At 53.0% G+C, this 19,451-nt stretch carries 19 protein-coding genes; all 19 read right to left on the bottom strand.

The genetic code is table 11. The features are described 5' to 3' along the window. Nucleotides 1-31 precede the first annotated feature (31 nt). The 19 genes from UCI88_RS11040 to gluQRS all read right to left on the bottom strand — a co-directional run bounded on the left by UCI88_RS11040 (nucleotide 32) and on the right by gluQRS (nucleotide 19,448). Entirely contained in the window at nucleotides 32-1,081 is a 1,050-nt protein-coding gene (locus UCI88_RS11040) for a glycosyltransferase family 9 protein (protein WP_256180090.1), read from the bottom strand. Beyond that, nucleotides 1,078-2,109, bottom strand: coding sequence for a glycosyltransferase family 9 protein (locus tag UCI88_RS11035; RefSeq protein WP_256180089.1), 1,032 nt, complete (start codon nucleotides 2,107-2,109; stop codon nucleotides 1,078-1,080). Before UCI88_RS11035 ends, UCI88_RS11040 begins: the two co-directional genes overlap by 4 nt. Continuing rightward, on the bottom strand, nucleotides 2,096-2,617 hold the full coding sequence (locus UCI88_RS11030; protein WP_065360445.1) for a D-glycero-alpha-D-manno-heptose-1,7-bisphosphate 7-phosphatase: 522 nt from the start codon (nucleotides 2,615-2,617) through the stop codon (nucleotides 2,096-2,098). Before UCI88_RS11030 ends, UCI88_RS11035 begins: the two co-directional genes overlap by 14 nt. Next, complete coding sequence (rfaD, locus tag UCI88_RS11025; RefSeq protein ID WP_044504215.1) at nucleotides 2,614-3,579, bottom strand: ADP-glyceromanno-heptose 6-epimerase; 966 nt, start codon at nucleotides 3,577-3,579, stop codon at nucleotides 2,614-2,616. Before rfaD ends, UCI88_RS11030 begins: the two co-directional genes overlap by 4 nt. Continuing rightward, complete coding sequence (gene rfaE1, locus UCI88_RS11020; RefSeq protein ID WP_044504217.1) at nucleotides 3,576-5,057, bottom strand: D-glycero-beta-D-manno-heptose-7-phosphate kinase; 1,482 nt, start codon at nucleotides 5,055-5,057, stop codon at nucleotides 3,576-3,578. Before rfaE1 ends, rfaD begins: the two co-directional genes overlap by 4 nt. 21 nt (nucleotides 5,058-5,078) lie before the next feature. Further along, entirely contained in the window at nucleotides 5,079-5,543 is a 465-nt protein-coding gene (gene nrdR, locus UCI88_RS11015) for a transcriptional regulator NrdR (RefSeq protein ID WP_044504218.1), read from the bottom strand. Nucleotides 5,544-5,618: 75 nt separating this feature from the next. Then, complete coding sequence (gene ftsZ / locus UCI88_RS11010; protein WP_044504219.1) at nucleotides 5,619-6,656, bottom strand: cell division protein FtsZ; 1,038 nt, start codon at nucleotides 6,654-6,656, stop codon at nucleotides 5,619-5,621. A 119-nt stretch (nucleotides 6,657-6,775) separates the two neighbouring features. Further along, nucleotides 6,776-7,684: a cell division protein FtsQ/DivIB gene (locus tag UCI88_RS11005; protein ID WP_256180088.1), complete on the bottom strand. Its 909-nt coding sequence runs from the start codon at nucleotides 7,682-7,684 to the stop codon at nucleotides 6,776-6,778. Then, the gene (locus UCI88_RS11000) at nucleotides 7,684-8,622 is read right to left on the bottom strand and encodes a D-alanine--D-alanine ligase (RefSeq protein WP_256180087.1); all 939 of its coding nucleotides are present in this window, start codon (nucleotides 8,620-8,622) and stop codon (nucleotides 7,684-7,686) included. Before UCI88_RS11000 ends, UCI88_RS11005 begins: the two co-directional genes overlap by 1 nt. Before the next feature lie 3 nt (nucleotides 8,623-8,625). Further along, complete coding sequence (gene murC / locus UCI88_RS10995; protein ID WP_044504874.1) at nucleotides 8,626-10,014, bottom strand: UDP-N-acetylmuramate--L-alanine ligase; 1,389 nt, start codon at nucleotides 10,012-10,014, stop codon at nucleotides 8,626-8,628. A 28-nt stretch (nucleotides 10,015-10,042) separates the two neighbouring features. Next, a complete protein-coding gene (gene murG, locus UCI88_RS10990; RefSeq protein WP_044504222.1) occupies nucleotides 10,043-11,164 on the bottom strand; it encodes an undecaprenyldiphospho-muramoylpentapeptide beta-N-acetylglucosaminyltransferase in 1,122 nt (373 codons plus the stop codon). 33 nt (nucleotides 11,165-11,197) lie between these two features. Further along, nucleotides 11,198-12,565 carry a UDP-N-acetylmuramoyl-L-alanine--D-glutamate ligase gene (gene murD, locus UCI88_RS10985; RefSeq protein WP_256180086.1) on the bottom strand — a complete coding sequence of 456 codons (1,368 nt, stop codon included), beginning with the start codon at nucleotides 12,563-12,565 and terminating at the stop codon, nucleotides 11,198-11,200. 52 nt (nucleotides 12,566-12,617) lie between these two features. Continuing rightward, nucleotides 12,618-13,583, bottom strand: a complete 966-nt coding sequence (gene mraY, locus UCI88_RS10980; protein WP_044504223.1) for a phospho-N-acetylmuramoyl-pentapeptide-transferase — start codon at nucleotides 13,581-13,583, stop codon at nucleotides 12,618-12,620. A 5-nt stretch (nucleotides 13,584-13,588) separates the two neighbouring features. After that, nucleotides 13,589-14,959, bottom strand: coding sequence for a UDP-N-acetylmuramoyl-tripeptide--D-alanyl-D-alanine ligase (locus UCI88_RS10975; protein WP_256180085.1), 1,371 nt, complete (start codon nucleotides 14,957-14,959; stop codon nucleotides 13,589-13,591). Next, nucleotides 14,959-16,464 (bottom strand): UDP-N-acetylmuramoyl-L-alanyl-D-glutamate--2,6-diaminopimelate ligase, encoded by a 1,506-nt coding sequence (locus UCI88_RS10970; RefSeq protein ID WP_256180084.1) that lies wholly within the window; start codon nucleotides 16,462-16,464, stop codon nucleotides 14,959-14,961. The genes UCI88_RS10975 and UCI88_RS10970 overlap by 1 nt, the downstream gene beginning before the upstream one ends. A gap of 117 nt (nucleotides 16,465-16,581) precedes the next feature. After that, entirely contained in the window at nucleotides 16,582-16,950 is a 369-nt protein-coding gene (gene ftsL / locus UCI88_RS10965; RefSeq protein WP_302359619.1) for a cell division protein FtsL, read from the bottom strand. 40 nt (nucleotides 16,951-16,990) lie between these two features. Then, a complete protein-coding gene (rsmH, locus tag UCI88_RS10960; RefSeq protein WP_256180083.1) occupies nucleotides 16,991-17,923 on the bottom strand; it encodes a 16S rRNA (cytosine(1402)-N(4))-methyltransferase RsmH in 933 nt (310 codons plus the stop codon). A gap of 8 nt (nucleotides 17,924-17,931) precedes the next feature. After that, on the bottom strand, nucleotides 17,932-18,372 hold the full coding sequence (mraZ, locus tag UCI88_RS10955; RefSeq protein WP_044504228.1) for a division/cell wall cluster transcriptional repressor MraZ: 441 nt from the start codon (nucleotides 18,370-18,372) through the stop codon (nucleotides 17,932-17,934). A gap of 146 nt (nucleotides 18,373-18,518) precedes the next feature. Continuing rightward, entirely contained in the window at nucleotides 18,519-19,448 is a 930-nt protein-coding gene (gluQRS, locus tag UCI88_RS10950; protein WP_256180082.1) for a tRNA glutamyl-Q(34) synthetase GluQRS, read from the bottom strand. Between the last annotated feature and the right edge of the window lie 3 nt (nucleotides 19,449-19,451).

Here is a 19,451-nt window from a genome sequence, read left to right as displayed (position 1 = left end):
CACCTCCAAATAGAATTCCTTTAAAGTACATTTATGATCTTCCATAATAGCGGCTCAGGAGTTCTTCGCCTGCGGCGATGACCTGGCTCATGGGAATCACCGAAATACCTTTATAGTTACCTTCGCGGATAATTTTCTTCATGCTCTTGCCGACTTCATAATGGTCCGTCGATTCGAGGACGATGGCCCGGTCCGTATAGGGACCGTAGAGCTTGGGATTGCTCGGCCCGTAGAGGGCAACCAGGGGCACCCGTTGGCTGACGGCGATGTGCATGGGGCCGCTGTCATTAGTGATGAACAGGGAGCAGCGGCGGATGGCCGAGGCCAATTCACCGATGGTAAACTGACCGGTAGCGACGATAGGTTTCGAAGCCATCTCCCCCGTCGCTTCCTTCACCATATCGAGATCCATGTCGCCTCCGAAGAAGACGCACTTGAAACCCCGGCGGCCAAAGTAATCAGCTACAGCGGCAAATCGCTTGGCCGGCCACCGCTTCTGAGGAACGGCACTGCCGATGTTAAAGCCGATGAGGCTGTCTGCCGGCGAGACGCCGTGGGATTCATAAAAGGCGGCGGCCTTGTCATCCCAGGCCTTTGAAGTCGGGAACTGCAGCCCATCGCTTCGATAATCGTCGATTCCGAGCTGGGCCAGGACGTTGATGTACATATCGGCGGCGTGGAGATGGATGCGGTCCAGCCGCGTATAGCGGTTCATCAAAGGGCGGGCCAGGAAATGGCTCATGCCGACGAATTTCTTAGCATGGATGACGGTTGCCAAAAAGGACGTCCGTTCATTGGGATGCAGGTTGATCAAAATATCATAGTGCTGTTGATGCAGGCGGCGGCCGATATGCCACAAGGCACCGATTGAATTGTCCTTCCCCTTCTTATCGACAGTGATGACATGGTCGATATCGGGGTTATAACGGACGACGTCGGCAACTTTTTCGTCGACGACGAGGGTGATATCAGACCCCTGGGCGTGGCGGCGCAGGACCTGCAGAAAGGGCGTGATGAGAATGAGATCGCCAAGATGCATGAGAAAGGTGACAATTATTTTTTTCTTGCGTAAATTAATCATGGTTCCACCTTCTTCAGTACCTCTTCAAAAAGGTTCCACACCGTATCGACAGTAATCCGGGCCATGCAGTCCGGATCGTCGACGAGAGGTTCTTCCGGCGTGGCTTTCGACGTCGGCGAAATGACGAGATGGATATAAGCGCTGTCCTGTCCTCCATAAGGTCCGGTCCGTTCAGGAGACGTAGTGCCAAAAAGGGCGATGAGCTCCTTTTTGAGGGCATTGGCTATGTGAAGGGGACCCGTGTCGGCGCTGAGATAAACCAGGCTGTCATCGATGGCCGCCATGAGCTGGCGAAGATCGGTCTTGCCGGTATAGTCAAAAACCAGTCCCGACGCATCCCGTTCTTTAATCCGACGTCCCTTCTCCCGATCGTCATTGCCGCCTAAGATGACAGCTGACAGGCCCTTATCGGTCAGGCGTTTTAAAAAGCGACTCCAATGGTCAAGAGGCCATTCTTTAACATTCCAGCGAGCACCGGGAACGACGGCGATATAAGGCCCTTTGAGGCCGTCTTGCAAAAGGCGCTGACGCCAGGCCTCCTTCTCTGCCGTAATATCCGGCAAGGGAAAAACCAAGTCGTCGACACGGCCGCCTAAGGCCCGAATCGTATCGAGGTAGCGCTCGATGACGTGGTCGTATTTATGAGCCCCGACCAGGCCTTTGCTGACTAAAAAGCTTCCTTCGCGCATTTCCCAATAGCCGTATTTCTCTTTGGCTCCGCTGAGGAAGGCAACGATGGCGCTTTTGGCCAAACCCTGCAAATCGAGGCAGAGGTCGAAATGATAGGGATGGAGTGTCTTGCGCAGTTCCATCCAGTATGACAAGGATTTCAGCCGTTTTTTATCGACATAGATGACGTCATCAATGTAGGGCTTTCCCGGCAGCACCGAGGCAAACTGCCGATGAACGGCCCAGACGATGCGGGCGTCGGGACAATTTTGTCGCAGGGCATGGAGGGTCGGCAGCGAATGAAGAACGTCACCAAGAGAACTCATCTTGATGACCAATATGTTTTTATACGCTTTCACGTTCCTTCCTTTCTGTGACAATAGCCTTTACAAAGGCATCGAGCCTGCCGCCGGTGAATAAGTAGCCGTCCATGCCGGCTCGCCGGCCGCATTCGACGTCACGGGGCATGTCACCGATCATAAAGGATCGGGACAGGTCGATATCGTAGTCGCGGGCAGCTGCCAGGACCATGCCCGGTTCCGGTTTGCGCCAATCGCTCTTTTTATCATACGCTTTTATCGGCGCCCCTTCGAGGTAAGGGCAGTAATAGACGGCAGTAATCGTCCCGCCGGCAGCGGCGGCTTCGCGGCACATCCAATCGTGGAGGGTCTTTACATCGTCTTCGGTGTAATAACCGCGGGCGACACCGCTCTGATTGGTGACGACGATGATGGCATAGCCTTCGGCCGTCAAGTAGGCCAGGGCTTCTTTGGCGCCGTCCATCCATTCAAAATCCTTGATGAATCCGAGGTACGATTTATCGACGTTCAAGACGCCGTCGCGGTCGAAAAAGACAGCCTTTCTCATGCGAAATAGCCGCCGTTCTTTTCGAGGATGCTGCAGTATTCCTTAACGGCTTCCGACAGGATGGTAAAGCCCTTGTCATAGCCGGCTTTCATGAGATTTTCCGTATCGGCCTGGGTGTAGCTTTGATATTTGCCCTTGAGAATATCCGGGAAGGGAACGTATTCGATATGGCCCTTGCCGCAATAATCGATGACGCCTTGGACAAATTCATTGAAGGTATGGCCGATACCGGTACCGCAGTTATAGATGCCCGACAGTTCCGGATGTTCCCAGAAATAGAAGATGACGTTGACCACATCGTTTACGTAGATGAAGTCGCGGATCTGACCGCCGTCTTCATAGCCTGCCGTCCCCTTAAAGAGGGTGATTTTCCCTGTTTCTTGGAGTTCATGGTATTTCTGGAATACCAGGGATGCCATCTTGTCCTTGTGGTTTTCCTGCGGGCCAAAGACGTTGAAATAACGGAAACCGACGATCTGGCTCTTGGCGATAGGCTGAACGCGGCGAACGAAACGGTCGAACTGGAGCTTGGAATACGCATAGGGATTGAGGGCCTCTTCGCACGACGGATCTTCACGGAAGCCGTTTCGGCCGCTGCCGTAGGTCGACGCCGACGACGCGTAGAGGAAGGGAATCTTCCGGCTCATGCAGTAGCGCAAAAGATTCTTGCTGCCTTCATAGTTGTTCTTCATCATGTAGCGGCCGTCGTAATTCATCGTATCCGAGCAGGCCCCTTCGTGGAAGACGACGTCAATGTAGCCGCAGTCAAAGGTATCATCGGCCATCTGTTCATCGAAGTCGGCGTAATCCATATAATCAAAGAAATCGAGGCCCTGGAGGTTGCGGCACTTGCGGCCGTCGGTCAGGTCGTCGACGATGATGATGTCGTCGATACCCCGATTATTCAGTTGCTTTACGATATTGCTGCCGATAAAACCGGCACCGCCTGTTACTATTTTCATATTTTCCCCTTCTTTACCAAATCAGCTATTTTCTGAACGAGTCCCGTCGTCGAATACCCCTCTTCAAAAGAAATGATTTCTACGCGCTTGACGGACTCGCGGCCAATGACTTCATCGGCCTTATAATCGCCGCCTTTGACCAGGATATCGGGACGGAGGACCTCTAAGAGTTCCTTCGGCGTGTCTTCGTCAAAGATGACGACGTCATCGATACATCCCAAGGCTCCGAGCAGAACGGCCCGGTCTTCCTGAGCTACGAGAGGACGCGTTTCCCCTTTGAGGCGCCGTACGGAGTCATCAGAATTGAGGCCGACAACGAGGTGTTGTCCCAGCATGGCTGCCTGCTGCAGATAAAGGACGTGGCCGCGATGGAGAATGTCGAAGCAGCCGTTCGTAAAGACCACGGTTTCCCCTTTCTGCTGCCAATCCCGGATTTTCTTGGCCATCTCATCCCAGGTCAAGGACTGATAAGGCTGCCACCGGACGGGATGCCAATCTTCCCATAATTTCAGGAGCTCATGGCGATGAATGGGATAGGTCCCTACCTTGGTGACGACGATACCGGCTGCGGCGTTGGCGATTTGCAGGCTGGTGCGAATGGACAACTTACCGGCAACGGCTGCTAAAAAGGCAGCGGCTACGGTATCTCCGGCGCCGGATACGTCAAAGACTTCCTGGGCAGTGGCCGGATTGTTCCAGACCTTGCCGTCTTTTCCGACGACGGTGATTCCCTTTTCAGACCGGGTCACCATGAGGTGGGCAAAGGAATACTGTTTATACAGCTCATGGGCTGCTTTGACGACAGCCTGGCCTTCATTGGCAACAGGGGTCCCCAAGCAGTCACCTAATTCTTTCATATTCGGCGTCACGAAATCGGCACCGTTATACTTGCTCCAATCGCTGCCCTTGGGATCGACCAAGACCGGGATATGAGCTTCATTGGCGGCTTCGATGACGCTTTTAGACAAGGAATCGGTAAGAACGCCTTTTTGGTAGTCCGACAGAATAATCCCATCAAGGCCTGATGCCAGCTGCTGTTTCAGCCAGGCGAGAAGTGTTTCCTCTTCCGGTTCAGCTAAAGGCGTCACTTCTTCGAAATCGAGACGAACCATCTGCTGCCGAGAGCCGAGAATACGCATCTTGGTCGTCGTCGCATGGCCTTTTCGCACGACAAGGCCTGAGCCGTCGATGTGGGACTCGGTCAATAACTCGTGGAGCAAGTCGGCGTTTTCATCGTCGCCGATGAGACCGCCCAATAAGACCTGGCAGTCCAAGTTAGCCAAGTTGGATGCGACATTGGCCGCCCCGCCCAAGACGGACGTCATGTGATCGACTTTATTGACCGGCACCGGTGCTTCCGGTGAAATGCGTTCGACCTTGCCAAAAACATAGCGGTCGACCATGATATCTCCGATAACGGCAATTTTCAGGTTCGGCAAGACATGATAAAAAAAGTGGTCGATGTAATTTTCTGTCATAGCGTTCCTCGATTCAATCTCTTATTTTTGTTCTTTCGTACCCATGAGATACTTCAATTCAGCCATAAAACTTTCTAAGTCGGCAAACTCGCGGTATACGGAAGCAAAGCGGATATAGGCAACGGCATCGACAGAGCGAAGTTCGCGCAAAACCATTTCCCCTATTTTTTCACTGGACACTTCCTGAGCCAGTGTGTTGCGGATATTGCGTTCAACCTTGGTGACAATCTCTTCCAGCTGCCGGCGCGTGACTTCCCGCTTGTTGCAGGCCCGAAGCAGGCCGTTGATCAACTTATTGCGGTCAAACAGTTCGTGCCGTCCGTCTTTCTTGACGACGATGAGCGGTACTTCTTCCACCATCTCATACGTCGTAAACCGGCGGCCGCACTGCTGGCATTCGCGGCGGCGGCGGATAGCTTTGCCATCATCGGTTGCCCGTGAATCGGTTACTTTTGTATCTGCACATTGGCAAAATGGGCATCTCATCCTTCTTCCTACCTTCTTTCCGACGATATTTTCAAAAAAAGCGGGTCCGCCGGGATCCGCTTTTTTTCATGCTGATTATCTCATCCACGCAGGAATTTCTACGCCGCCGGCACTATCTTTTTTATCGCCGGATTTTGTCGTTCCGCCCGTTCCCTGTCCGAAAGAAGGAATCGAAGACGGTTCTTTACCGAAACCCGTAGCGACGACCGTAATGCGGATCGAATCTTCCATGTCCGGATCGATGACCGAACCGAAGATGATGTTGGCTTCCGGATCAACGGCTTCAGCCACTTTTTCAGCAGCTTCGTTGATTTCGTACAAGCTGACGTCCGGACCGCCGGTGACGTTGAGCAGGATGCTCTGAGCGCCGTCGATGCTCATTTCTAAGAGGGCACTGTGAATAGCACCGTCAACAGCTTCGACTGCACGGTTTTCACCGGAACCGATGCCGATACCCATGATGGCTTCGCCCTGGTCGGACATGATCGTCTTGACGTCGGCAAAGTCGAGGTTGATGAGACCGGTCGTCGTGATCAAGTCGGAAATGCCCTGAACGCCCTGGCGGAGTACGTCGTCAGCGACGAGGAAAGCATCTTTAAGGGGCGTCTTCTTGTCGATGATCTGGAGCAGTTTATCATTGGGGATGGTAATGATGGTATCGACTTTTTCTTTCAAGTAGTCGGCACCCTTTTCGGCAACTTCTCTGCGGCGCTTGCCTTCAAATAAGAACGGTTTGGTAACGACAGCGACCGTGAGGGCGCCCATTTCCTTAGCACATTCAGCTACGATAGGGGCTGCACCGGTACCGGTACCGCCGCCCATGCCGGCCGTAACGAATACCATATCGGCACCTTGGAGAGCCTTGATGATTTCTTCCTTGCTTTCAAGGGCAGCCTGTTCACCAACCTGAGGATTGGCACCGGCGCCGAGGCCGCGTGTCAATTTTTCACCGATCTGAATTTTGACATCGGCTTGGGATACTTCCAACACCTGGTCTTCCGTGTTGACCGAAATGAACTGGACCCCCTGCAAACCGCTTTCTATCATACGGTTGACAGCGTTGTTACCGCCGCCGCCGACACCAATTACTTTTATATTCGCAAACTCTGCCATATCGCATTTTCCTCCTTCGGACTCTATACGCACACCTTGTGCAGTAGGATTCTTTATTATTTTACACTATCTTCGAAAATTTATCTAGCTGTTTTTAAAAATCAAGGCCTCCAGCCTGTTTATTTTGCCTTAATAGCCGGTGCTCTGAGGTCGGTATCGATATACTGTACATTGATCCCGTTGCTTTGAGCTTCGGTAAGTAAGGTTTCGGTCATCTTGGCCCGTTCAGCCGGGTCATCTCCCTTACCGAGGCGGATAGGAACGGAATCAGTCGTATAGGCGACGATACTTTCGGGATTACCGACGTTTACTTCGGCAATCGTTTTAAGCAGGTCCGGCGGCAGACTCTGAAGGTATATCATAGCCGCTTGAAGCGTCGGATCGTCAATCGTATCGCCAAGGAGCAGGTTGTCCACTTTTTTCCCGGTCATGATGGGCAGGGAAACGCCTTTGATCTGCGGTTCCAAATCGATGACCCGTCCCGTCTTATCGACGTAAGCGAAACCATAGAGCGTCGTAATGATAGCTGCCGGCTTGCGTTCGGTCATCTCGATGTGAATGGTCGCCGGAAATTCCCGGGTTACGGTGGCCTCGGCAATGCGCAGGTCTTTTTTCAGCCGCTCTTCGATGCCGGCTGTCGACAGTTGGACGACGTTGACGTAGGAATAAGCGCCGGCGGCGCGGTAAACATCGTCAAAGGACATGTTTTCATTGCCGTCGACGATGATTGTGCCAAAGGGAACCGGTGCCAGCCGCAGGAACAGCCACAAGGCAAAGACGCCGAGGACGCCTAAGATGATCGTGCATCGGCGCCGGCGGGCACGCGCTTTTTTCTGCTGCTTTCTTTTTTTCTTCAGTCGGGCGGCCTGCCGTATCTGCTGACGGCGGCGTTCCTCTTCTTCAGCCAGTCTCATATCCTCATCGCTGCGCAAGGGATCCCTGTCCAGATGAGGAGGCACAAAGACATCATGAGGATCATTCGGCACTACCGTTCGCGGCCGCCTTCCCGGATATGGATGCTGTTTCATCAGAATTTACCTACCGATGCTTCGAGCAAAATCTTTTCGCACAAATCTTCAAAAGAAAGTCCCATGGCCCGTGCTGCGTCGGGGACCAGGCTGGTCGCCGTCATTCCCGGTACGGTATTGATTTCAAGGACAAAGGGATGGCCTTCTTTATCGGTCATCATATCGACACGGGACACACCGCTGCAGTGGCAGAGGCGGAAGACTTTTAAAGCCAGGTCCTGCATCTCTTTTGTGAGAGCCGGTGAAATGGGAGCCGGGCAGATGTGCTTGGCAATGCCCGGTTCATATTTTGAATAGAAATCGTATTTCCCCGTACTGGATACGATCTGAATGACCGGAAAGGCCAGGTCGTCCATGACGGCAACGGTAAATTCATCGCCGTCGATGAAGGCTTCGGCTACGATGGATGTGCTGTACTTAAAGGCTTCTTTAAGGGCCGATTCCAGTTCTTCCCGGGCGGTGACGATGACCGTTCCGATGCTCGATCCCTGGCCGGACGACTTGATGACGACGGGCAGAGAAAACTGCTTTTCAATATCGGCGATGATCTCCTTGCGGTCCTGATTGGCAAAGTAGTAGGCAAAAGGAGCCGTGGCAATGCCGGCGCCTTTAAAGGCAGCCTTGCTCATAACCTTATTCATGCCGACGGCACTGGCCATGACGCCCGGACCGGTATAAGGGATGCCCATCATTTCGCACAGGCCTTGGAGAACACCGTCTTCGCCGTAGCGGCCGTGAAGGGCGTTGAATACGACGTCGATTTTCTTTTCTTTCAAGGTTGCCGCCAAGGTATGCGGAACGAGTTCAATCGTTTCGATGGCATAGCCTTTTTTCTTCAGTGCTTCGGCAATGGCAGCTCCCGTGCGGCGCGATACTTCCGCTTCTGTCGAAGGGCCGCCGACGACGACGGCAATCTTTTTACCTTTCATGTCTTCCATGCGTTATTTCTCCATTTCTTTCGCTTCGGCAATATATTGTTCGCCGACTTTATAAATATCTCCGGCGCCCATGGTGATGACTAAATCGAGAGGCTTGGAGTTTTCTTTCAAATAGGCAATCAAATCCTCTTTATGAGGAATGTAGGTGACGTCCTGTCCCGTCGTCTCCTTGACTTTTTTGGCAATGAGTTCGCCCGATACGCCGGGAATGGGATCTTCACCGGCACTGTATACATCGGTTACGATCAGTTTATCGGCCTTTGCAAAGGCACTGCCGTATTGTTCGAGGAGGAGCTTCGTCCGCGTATAGCGGTGCGGCTGGAAGAGACAGACGACGCGGTGGGTCCCCATGTCGCGAGCCGCCGTCAAGGTCGCATTGATTTCCGTCGGATGATGAGCGTAGTCATCGACGACCCAAACGTCACCGACAAAGCCCTTGGTCTGGAACCGGCGCTTAGCCCCGTGGAAATGGCTCATGGCAGCGGCTATCTCCGCAAAGGGAAGTCCGCAGGCATCGGCCACGGCCGTCGTCGCCAAGGCGTTTAAGACGTTATGCCGGCCCGGTACGTTTAAGACCATGTCGCCCATCTTTTGGCCGCCTTTATAGACACTAAAGTGAAGTTTGCCTTTCAGGTAATGAAGCTCTCTTGCCTGGTAATCCGCCGGCTGTTCGAGGCCGTAAGAAACGTAGCGCCGCCCGATGGAAGGAGCCATGGCGCGAATCTTGTCGTTTTCAAAGCACAAGACGGCCAGTCCCTTTTCGGGATCGAGTTTCTGGATGAATTCCTTAAAAGCGGCGATGACGTTTTCAAGGGAGTTATAGTGATCCATATGGTCGGCATCAATGTTGGTAACGACGGCGATATACGGATGCTGCTTGAGGAAGGTGCCGTCGCTTTCATCGGCTTCGGCAATGACGTACTGCCCCTTCCCTAAGATCGAGTTGCTGTGCAAATAGTCGACTTCCCCGCCGATGACGATGGTCGGGTCCTGTCGGCATTCTTCAAAGACCTGGCCCAGCATGGACGACGTCGTCGTCTTGCCGTGCGCACCGGCAACAGAAATCCCCTTTCCCCAACTCATGATGTGAACCAGCGCATCGGAACGGTGGATGACCGGAATCTGCCGACGCCGTGCTTCGACGAGTTCGACGTTGTTGTCGCGGATGGCCGACGAAATGACGACGACCTGGGCGTCCTGCAAATTTTCAGGGCTTTGTCCAATGCAGATACGGGCTCCGCGCTTGGCAAACTGCTCCGTTACAGGCGAGGCTTTGAGGTCTGAGCCGGATACGTGATATCCTTTTTCAATAAAAACATTGGCGATTGCCCGCATTCCGGCTCCGGCAATCCCAATAAAATGAACGTTTGTCACATCGTTCAGATTAACCATAGGTTTATTCCACACCCTTCTTCTCCTGTTACGGACGACGGTTTCGGGCAATCGACAAGGCCAGTTCAGCAATATCCTGAGCTGCCTGGGGCTTACCCATCGAACGGCTGGCTTTGCCCATGGCTGCCAGGGCCGACGGATCGTCTTTTAAATGAATGATTTCTTCCAATAGTTCCCGCCCGGTCAGCATCTTATCGAGAATCATCTTGGCGGCGCCGCACATGACCAGAGCCTGTGCATTGTAGCGCTGATGATCTTCCGCTGCATAGGGATAGGGAATAAGAATCGACGGTACGCCGCGAACGGTCAGCTCGGCAAGACCGACGGCACCGGCCCGGTATACGGCCAGGTCGCAGGCAGCCAAGGCTTCCGGCATATGGTGAAGATAAGGAATGATGCGGCTCCCCTTACCGTAGCGGCCGCGGCATTCGATGCCCGACAGCTGTTTTACGACGCGGTCATATTCGTGATCGCCGGTAACGTGGAGAATCTGTATCGTATCGTCGTTGCGAAAATGTTTATGAACCTCGATCATCGCCGTGTTGATGCTGCGGGCACCGCGGCTTCCTCCGGCGACGAGGAGGGTGAATTTATGGGGATCCAATCCCAGTTTTTTCCGGCCCTCTTCGCGAGTGACCGTCAAAATATCCTTGCGGACGGGATTGCCTGTATAAACGAGAATGCTTTTTCTGCGAAAGCGCTCGGCAGCTTCTTCATAACCGAGAGCGACGCGATTGACAAAGCGGCTCAAAATCGTATTGGTAACGCCGGGAATGACGTTTTGTTCCTGGATCAATGCCGGTACACCGCTGAGACTTGCGGCTAGTAAGACCGGGCCGCAGACGAAACCGCCGGTACCGATGACGACGTCCGGTTTAAATTTATGGATAATGCCTTCTGCCTTAATCAGACTGGCTGCCGTCTTCCCGAGGGTAACCAGGTTGCGGACGGAAATCTTCCGTTCGAGGCCCCGCACGTCGAGGGTGACGAAGGGCAACCCTTCTTTTGGAATCAAGGTATTTTCCAGGCCGATTTTGGAGCCGACGTAGAGAAATTCGGTAGGCTCGATGTCGGCAATCGCCCGGGCAATGGTAATAGCCGGGTAGATATGGCCGCCTGTGCCGCCTCCGGAAATTATAACTCGACGCATGTTCCTGCCTCCTGTCGTCTGTTTTAAATAGTATCAGATCGCGTTGACAATGCCCTTAAAGACACGGCCACGCTGTTCAAAATTGTCATACATATCAAAGCTCGAGCAAGCCGGTGAAAGGAGGACGGCCTGAGGAGCTTTGGCAATACTGCGGGCTAACATAATCGCACCTTCCATACTATAACCGGTTCGGCGGATATCTGCAATACCTGCTTTTTTCGCGGCTGCTTCAAAGCGGTCGGCGGCATCGCCGATGAGGATCAGTGTATCGACGCGTTTGGCCGCTAAGGCCATGAAGTCATCGAGGGGCGTCTTTTTATCGTAGCCGCCGGCGATGAGAATGAGATGGCCCTGGGGAAAGGCATCCAAAGCCTTCATCGAAGCATCGACATTGGTACCCTTGGAGTCATTATAATAAGTCACATCGTGGATGGTCCGGACTTTTTCAAGCCGGTGTTCAACCCCTTTAAAGGTTTTTAAAACTTGTCTAATGACGTCAAGGGAAGCCCCGGCCGCATAGGTCAAGAGAATCGCCGCTAAGCAATTCTGTATATTATGCTTGCCAAAGAGATGGAGCTCCGATTCAGCACAGACGACGGTATCCTGTCCTTCATGGCGCAGAATAAGGTCGCCGTCCCGATAAAAGGCTCCTTCAGGGACCTCGCCGTTTGTCGAGAAGTACAGGACGGTACCGGTCATGGAATCGGCCATGGCCCGGACGCGGTCATCATCGTAATTGAGGATGGCATAATCGTCTTTGTCCTGATTGAGGAAAATTCGCTGTTTCGCAGCACTGTAGGCTTCCATCGTGTGATGACGGTCCAAATGGTCCGGCGTGATATTGAGGATAACCGCCGCCTTGGCCTTCATCGTACGCGTAAATTCGAGTTGGAAACTTGAAAGTTCGGCCACGACGACGGCGTCTTTCGGAAGATCCTTTGCCTGTTCTGAAAGGCCGTAGCCGATGTTGCCGCCGACGACGGTCTGACGGCCCGTAGCTTTCATGATTTCCCCCACCAGGGTCGTCGTCGTCGTCTTACCGTTAGTACCGGTGATGCCGATGATGTCAGCATCGGTAACGCGGCAGGCGACTTCGACTTCGCTCCAAATGGGAAGCCTTTTCGCAGCAGCGGCTTTCATAATGGGAATTTCCGGAGAAATGACCGGCGACGGTACGACGACATCCATGCCGTCGAGGAGGCTCGTTTCCTGACTGCCGAAGACGAGCTTTACGCCGTGAGACGCCAAGTCCGGCCATGGCTTTTCGCTCACATCGATGGCCTTCATATCGTTGAGGACGACCGTCCCCCCGTGATCTGCCAAGGCCAGTGAAGCGGCACGACCACTAATGCCCGCGCCGATGACTAAAATTTTTTTTCCAGAAAAATCCATGATGCTCATTACCTACACCTGCTTTATGTAAAATATGGTCTTAACAAGGAGAAAAGACTGTTTACTTTCCTGCCATGACGACGATAATCGCCAAGATAGCCATTAACGCCGAAAAACTCCAAAAAACAGTAACTACTTTCACTTCGCTCCAACCGGATAATTCAAAATGGTGGTGAATGGGACTCATTTTGAAGACCCGGACGCCCCGTGTTTTGAAGGAAATAACCTGGATGATGACCGACAAGGCTTCGAGGACATAGAGACCGCCGGCCAAGATGAGCAAGAGTTCCGTCTTGGTCAAAATGGCCATAGCCGCTAAGGCACCGCCGAGAGCCAGAGACCCGGTATCGCCCATGAACATTTTAGCCGGATGCTGGTTATAGAACAAGAAGCCCAGGCAGGCGCCGGTCAGGGCCGTACTGAAAATGGCAAAATGAGTATACCCCAAGGCGACAGCGATGACGACGTAGGCAACGGCCGTAATCGAGCATGAACCGGCTGCCAATCCGTCGAGTCCGTCCGTCAGGTTGACGGCATTGCTGGTTCCGACGATCATGACGAATACGAAGAGATAGTAGAACAAGCCTAAGTCAACGGTCGTCGACGTGAAAGGAATCCACAAGGTCGTGGGAAAATGAAGGAAGGCTTGGAGGATGTAGCAGAAAACGGCAGCCATGACGAACTGGCCGGCCAGTTTCTGTTTTGCCGTAAGGCCCAAATTGCGGTGTTTAACGGCCTTGATGGAGTCATCCAAAAAACCGATGACGCCGTGACCGAGGGTCAGGAATAAGGCCAAGGCCTTTCTGATTTCCATCGGATCAAAGAGGAGGCAAGCCACGGTCAGCGCCGTCAGGATGAGAATGCCCCCCATGGTCGGTGTACCGGCTTTATACTTATGGCTTTCCGGCCCTTCTTCTCGTTCAGACTGGCGGGCGTGGAACTGTTTCAGTTTTTTGATGACGAAAGGTCCCAGGACAAGGCCGATGACCAAGCTGACGATGAAGCTGAAAATCAGCATTTTAAACATTCACATTACTTCCTTTCAAAATAGGGCAGTATTTTTTCCATAGCAAAGCTGCGCGAGCCTTTCAAAAGGACGGTGTCACCGTCCCGGAGCAAGGCCTTCAGCTGACGGGCCGCCGCTTCATGAGAATCGGTCATATAGACGGCTTTCATGCCGGCATCCTGTGCCGCACGGGCGATATCTTCAGCCAGATTCCCCATGGTGATGAGGGCGTCGAGCTTCATATCGGCAACCAAGCGGCCGATGGCCCGATGCTCTCTTTCGGCCCAGTCGCCGAGTTCTCCCATGCCGCCGAGGACGGCGATTTTGCGGCCCTTTGTCAGGAGATCCAAGGTACGGATAGCTTCGGCCATCGAAGCCGGATTGGCATTATACGTATCGTTGATGAAGGTATAAGGCCCGAGGTGCAGGAGTTCCTGGCGCATGGCCATGCCTCGATAGGCAGAAAGTCCGGACTGCAGTTCCGCGTCACTGAGACCGGTCAGGTATCCTGAGGCAATGGCCGCCAAGGCATTATAGACGTTGTGGCGGCCAATGACCGGAACGGAAACATCAAAGGTACGGTCGAAGCAGCGGCAGGTAAAGCGAACCCCTTTTTCGTCACAGACGACATTCTCGGCCCGGATCTGAGCCGAATCATCGATCCCGTAGAGGACAGACCGACCTTGGCAGAGATCCTTCATCGGTGCGACAAAAGGATCGTCACCATTTAAGATGGCCGTTCCTTTGGCATCGAGGCCTTGGACCAATTCAGACTTGGCCTTGGCAATATTTTCCTGAGAACCTAAGAGTTCGATATGGCTCTTGCCGACGTTGGTGACGACGCCGATAGTCGGCTCGCCGATATCGACCAGTTCGGCAATCTGCCCGAGGCCGCGCATGCCCATTTCGACGACGCAGGCTTCGTGGTCAGCCGTCAACTGTAACAAGGTTTTAGGCAGTCCGATTTCATTATTATAATTCTTTTCCGTCTGCAATACCTTATATTTTTCACTCAAGACGGCGGCAATCATATTGCGCGTCGACGTCTTCCCTACTGAGCCGGTTACGGCAATGACGGGAATGGAAAAACGGCGGCGGTGAAAACGGGCTAAATCCTGATAAGCTTTCAGCGTATCAGAAACGACGAAAATCGGGACCGCAGCCCCCTTATATTCCGGCCGCAGTTCAGAGACGACGGCACCGGCCGCGCCAGACGAGAGTGCCTTTAAGACGAAGTCATGACCGTCAAAAGAAGTCCCCTTAAAGGCGACGAAAAGGGAGCCCTTTTCCACCGCCCGGGTATCGGTGCAAACGTCATGAAAAAGCACGCTCCCTATAGAAGAGAGCAGACGGGCTCCCGTCGCTTTCTGTACTTCTTCACTGGTAAAATCAGCCATTATTTATCTCCTCGATGCAGGTCGCGAACGGCATTGCGGGCTTCTTCGCGGTCGTCAAAGTGAATCGTACCGTCATTTAAGATCTGATACGTTTCATGACCCTTACCGGCAATGACGATGATGTCATTTTCTTGTGCCAGTTCGACGGCTCGATAAATGGCTTCACGACGGTTGACGATGACTTCATGATGCTGTCCCGCCTTAAGCCCTTGTTTAACGCCTTCTTCGACTTCTGCTACGATGGCATCGGGGTTTTCCGAACGCGGGTTATCCGAAGTGACGATGGGAATATCGGCAAGTTCTGCGCCGATGCGGCCCATGATGGGGCGCTTGGTCCGGTCGCGGTCACCACCGCATCCAAAGACGGCAATGACGTGGTTGGGGTTCATGGCCCGTGCCGTTTCCAAGGCCTTTTCAAGGCTGTCCGGCGTATGGGAATAGTCGACGACGATAGCAAAGGGCTGGCCGGCTTCGACGAGTTCAAAACGGCCGGCTACGGAGTGGAAAGTCTGAATGGCCTTGTCGATAGTGGCTTCGTCGATGCCTTCGGCATGGGCCGCACCGATAGCAGCCAGTGTATTGTAAACGTTGAACAGGCCGGTAATGTTCATATTGAGATGGACATTGACAAAAGGACCGACGACGTCGAAGGACGAGCGTTTCAGTTCGACATTTAAATTCGAACCTTTGAGGTCGGCATCTTGTTCAACGCCATAGGTCAAAACCTGGCAGTGGCAAGCATCGAGAATCTGTTTAGACCAGGGATCGTCGACGTTTACGATAGCCGTTTTATTGTCTTTGACATGGTCGGCAGCGGTCAGGCTCTGGAAGAGCTTGGCTTTCGCGGCGACGTAATTTTCCATGGTCTTATGGAAATCGAGATGGTCCTGAGTAAGATTGGTAAAGACAGCCGTATCGTATTCGATACCGGCGACGCGGTCTAAGGCCAAGGCGTGGCTGGACACTTCCATGACGACATGGGTCATGCCCTTTTCATACATCAGGGCCAAAAAGCGCTGGAGTTCGACGACGTCCGGCGTCGTGTTGTGAATGGGCAGTTCTTCATCGTCGATAAGGGCGTGAATCGTGCCGATGACGCCGACATGATGGCCGGCAGAACGCAGAATATGGGCAATGATGTGGGTCGTCGTCGTCTTGCCGTTGGTACCGGTGACGCCGATCATGCGCATCTTTTTGCCGGGATAGTCATAAAAGAAAGGGACCATGTCTTCTAAGGCATGGTGGATATCGGGGACCTGGATCTGGACCGTTTTCGACGGCAGGTCGAGGTGTTTCGTCGTCAAAACAGCGACGGCCCCTTTTTCGACAGCCTGCGCTGCAAAAGCAGCCCCATCGACATGAGCGCCGGAAATGCAGACGAATAAGTAGCCCGATTCGATGTCCCGGGAGTCCGAAGAAATACCGGTAACTACCGTATCGGCACTGCCGCTGAGATTATAAATTCCTTTAAGTTGTTTGCAAAGTTCACCTATTGTTTTTGTCATTATTATAGAACCTCCTTGACGGTTCATTTCATTGTACTGTTCTACATTGTACAGCTTTATCGGATAAATAACAATGAGGTCGTCGCACAAAAGTGCGTCGACCTCTCATTTAAGCAATTATCGACGGTTCCCCTTTGCGGCCTGATCGCTTTGATTCCCATAGAGAATACGTGACGGTGCCACCATTCCCAGCTGTTTCGTCGCCGTCGTATAAATTCGTTCCGGCGTTTCCAATTTGGAAATTTGGACCCGTAACTGCTCATTTTCACGTTGTAACTGCTGTGCTTGAAGTTTTAATTCCATGAGTTCGCCACTCTGCTGATACGTCCAAGACGTAATAAGATTAGAAGCGATGGCAATCGCTGCGATCATTCCAATGGGAACCAGAACATATACGGCACCCTGCTGGACAGCCTGTACCGCAGCTGACCTCCACAGGGGAACGCTTCTTTCTTCATGTAAATTTCCGACTTTCCTTGCCAGCATACGCAACACATCCATTTCAATAATCATTAGCTTGGCTCCTTCATTTACGGATACCGACGCGAAGTTTTGCACTGCGGGCCCTCGGATTCAAATCCAGTTCCTCCGGCGACGGTAAAATGGGTTGTCGCTTTACTTTTAGGATGGCCTGATGATGGCAGGTGCAAACCGGCATATCGGGCGGACAGATACAATCGGTCGCCAAAAGACGCAGCGTCTGTTTTGCAATACGATCCTCCAGTGAATGGAAGGTAATGACACACAAACGTCCTCCGCGCTTTAAACGCTGAGCGGCATGTTCCAAGGAATCCTTTAAGATTCCCAATTCGTCATTGACTTCGATTCGGATAGCCTGAAACGTTCGCTTCGCCGGGTGCGGCCCGTCCTTACGAGCGCCGGCCGGGATGGCTTTTTTAATAACGTGAACCAGTTCTTCCGTCCGTTCTAAGGTTTTTTCCTGACGTTCTTTCACGATGAATTCGGCAATGCGCTTAGCCCACCGTTCTTCCCCATAATCTTTGATGATACGGTACAAGTCGGCTTCACTGTAACCGTTTACGACGTCGTAAGCGCTGCGCCCCTGGCTGCGGTCCATGCGCATGTCGAGGGGCCCGTCCTGCATATAAGAAAATCCCCGGTCCGGTGTATCCAGTTGATAGCTCGATACGCCGAGATCAAACATGATGCCGTCGACGGCATCGATGTGAAGTTCGTCGAGGACTTCCGATATATACCTGAAATTGCGCTGCACGAGAATATGTCGGCACGGCGTATCAGAGAGGCGTTCCGTTGCCGCTGCAATGGCGTCCCGGTCCTGGTCGAGACCGATAATCGTCGCCTCACCCGTCAGCTGATCGGCTAAGGCCCTGGAATGGCCGCCGCCGCCGAGGGTACAGTCGACGTAAACGCCGCTGGTGTCGGTTATTAAATTGGCTATGGTTTCCTTACGAAGAACACTGACGTGGTGAAAATCCATAATTCCTCCTAAAAGTCCAGGTTCAGGAAATCGTCGAGGCTTTCGGCGATTTCTTCCATGGCCGGAACAGTCTTGGCAACATAGGCTTCGTATGCGTCTTTACTCCAAATTTCGACCTTGTCTCCTGTCCCCAGAACGGTCACATCCTTAACCAGTTTCGCATAGGCCCGCAAAGTAGCCGGAATAAGGATACGACCTTGCTTATCGAATTCGACTTCAGCAGCACTGCCAAAGACGAATCGCTGGAAGGCACGGACGTTTTCCTTCGATGCCTTCAGTTGTTTTAAACTTCCGGCAAACCGCATCCATGCTTCCATCGTGTAAACGGAAAGGCAGCCTTCCAAACCTCGGGTAACGATGAAGGTTGGACCGAGTTCATCCCGAAATTTGACAGGCAAAATGACGCGACCTTTAGCGTCGATTGTATGTTCGTATTCTCCCATAAACATTAGGCGCGTCACTCCTTTCACTCTCCACCACATTCTACCACATTTACACACTCTGTGACAATAATGTTGACAAGAAATGGGAAAAAAAATAAGCTGCCGCTTTGGCGACAGCCTACTTTTTTAAATATATTGGTTAGTAAACCGATTTACTTCATCGTTCCGGTAATAACAATCGGACCTGTATGCATTTTTTTGAAATCACAAAGGGCCACTAATTCAGCCCGGCTGTAGCGGCGCCGTTCCGGAACCAAGCCGCCGGCATAGGCCAGGTGGGATAAAATCGTCTCGGCATCGACGCCGTCGTCCCGCAGGGCGCGGACGGTAATGCCTTTTTGTCGTTTCGACAGGCGATTCCCATCGCCGTCGATGAGCATCGGCACGTGGGTATAGTGGGGCGCGTCGTAGCCTAAAATCTTCATGAGCCAAATCTGCTGCGCCGTCGATGACAGCAAGTCTTCACCGCGCAGGACATGGGTTATGGCCATGCTGCCATCATCGACGGAAACAGCCAACTGGTAGGCATACATGTCATCGGCCCGGCGGACGACGAAGTCACCGCAGCAGTCGGGCAGATAGTCTTCCTGCCGGCCGTAAACGGAGTCGGTAAAGTAAACGGTTTCGTCCGGTACATGGATGCGCCACGACGGTTTCTTGGTCATGCGGCGGCGTTCGGCTTCACTTAGGCCGTAACAATGGCCGTCGTACACGGTATGTTCGCCGGCATGAGGGGCCCCAATGGCCTGAAGCCGCGTCCGGCTGCAGTAGCAGGGATAAAGGAGTCCCTTTTCCCGCAGGACGTCCAAGGCCTCGTCATAACGGTCGTAACGTTCCTGCTGGACGTAAGGACCGTAAGGGCCTCCCACATCGGGGCCTTCGTCCCAGGCAAGGCCCAGCCAGGAAAGGTCTTCCATAAGTGCCTTAGTATACACAGCCTTGGAACGCTGCTCATCAATATCTTCAATCCGCAGGACCAAGGTGCCTCCGGCCTGACGCACTTGGAGCCAGGCCAAAAAGGCCGACCAAACGTTTCCCAGGTGGATATATCCTGTCGGGCTCGGAGCAAATCGCCCTCGCATGGA

This window comes from Megasphaera massiliensis (assembly GCF_036305205.1).
Taxonomy (GTDB): Bacteria; Bacillota; Negativicutes; order Veillonellales; family Megasphaeraceae; genus Megasphaera; species Megasphaera massiliensis.
Note: the sequence above shows the minus strand (reverse complement) of the source record. Positions and strands in the feature narration are given on the sequence as shown.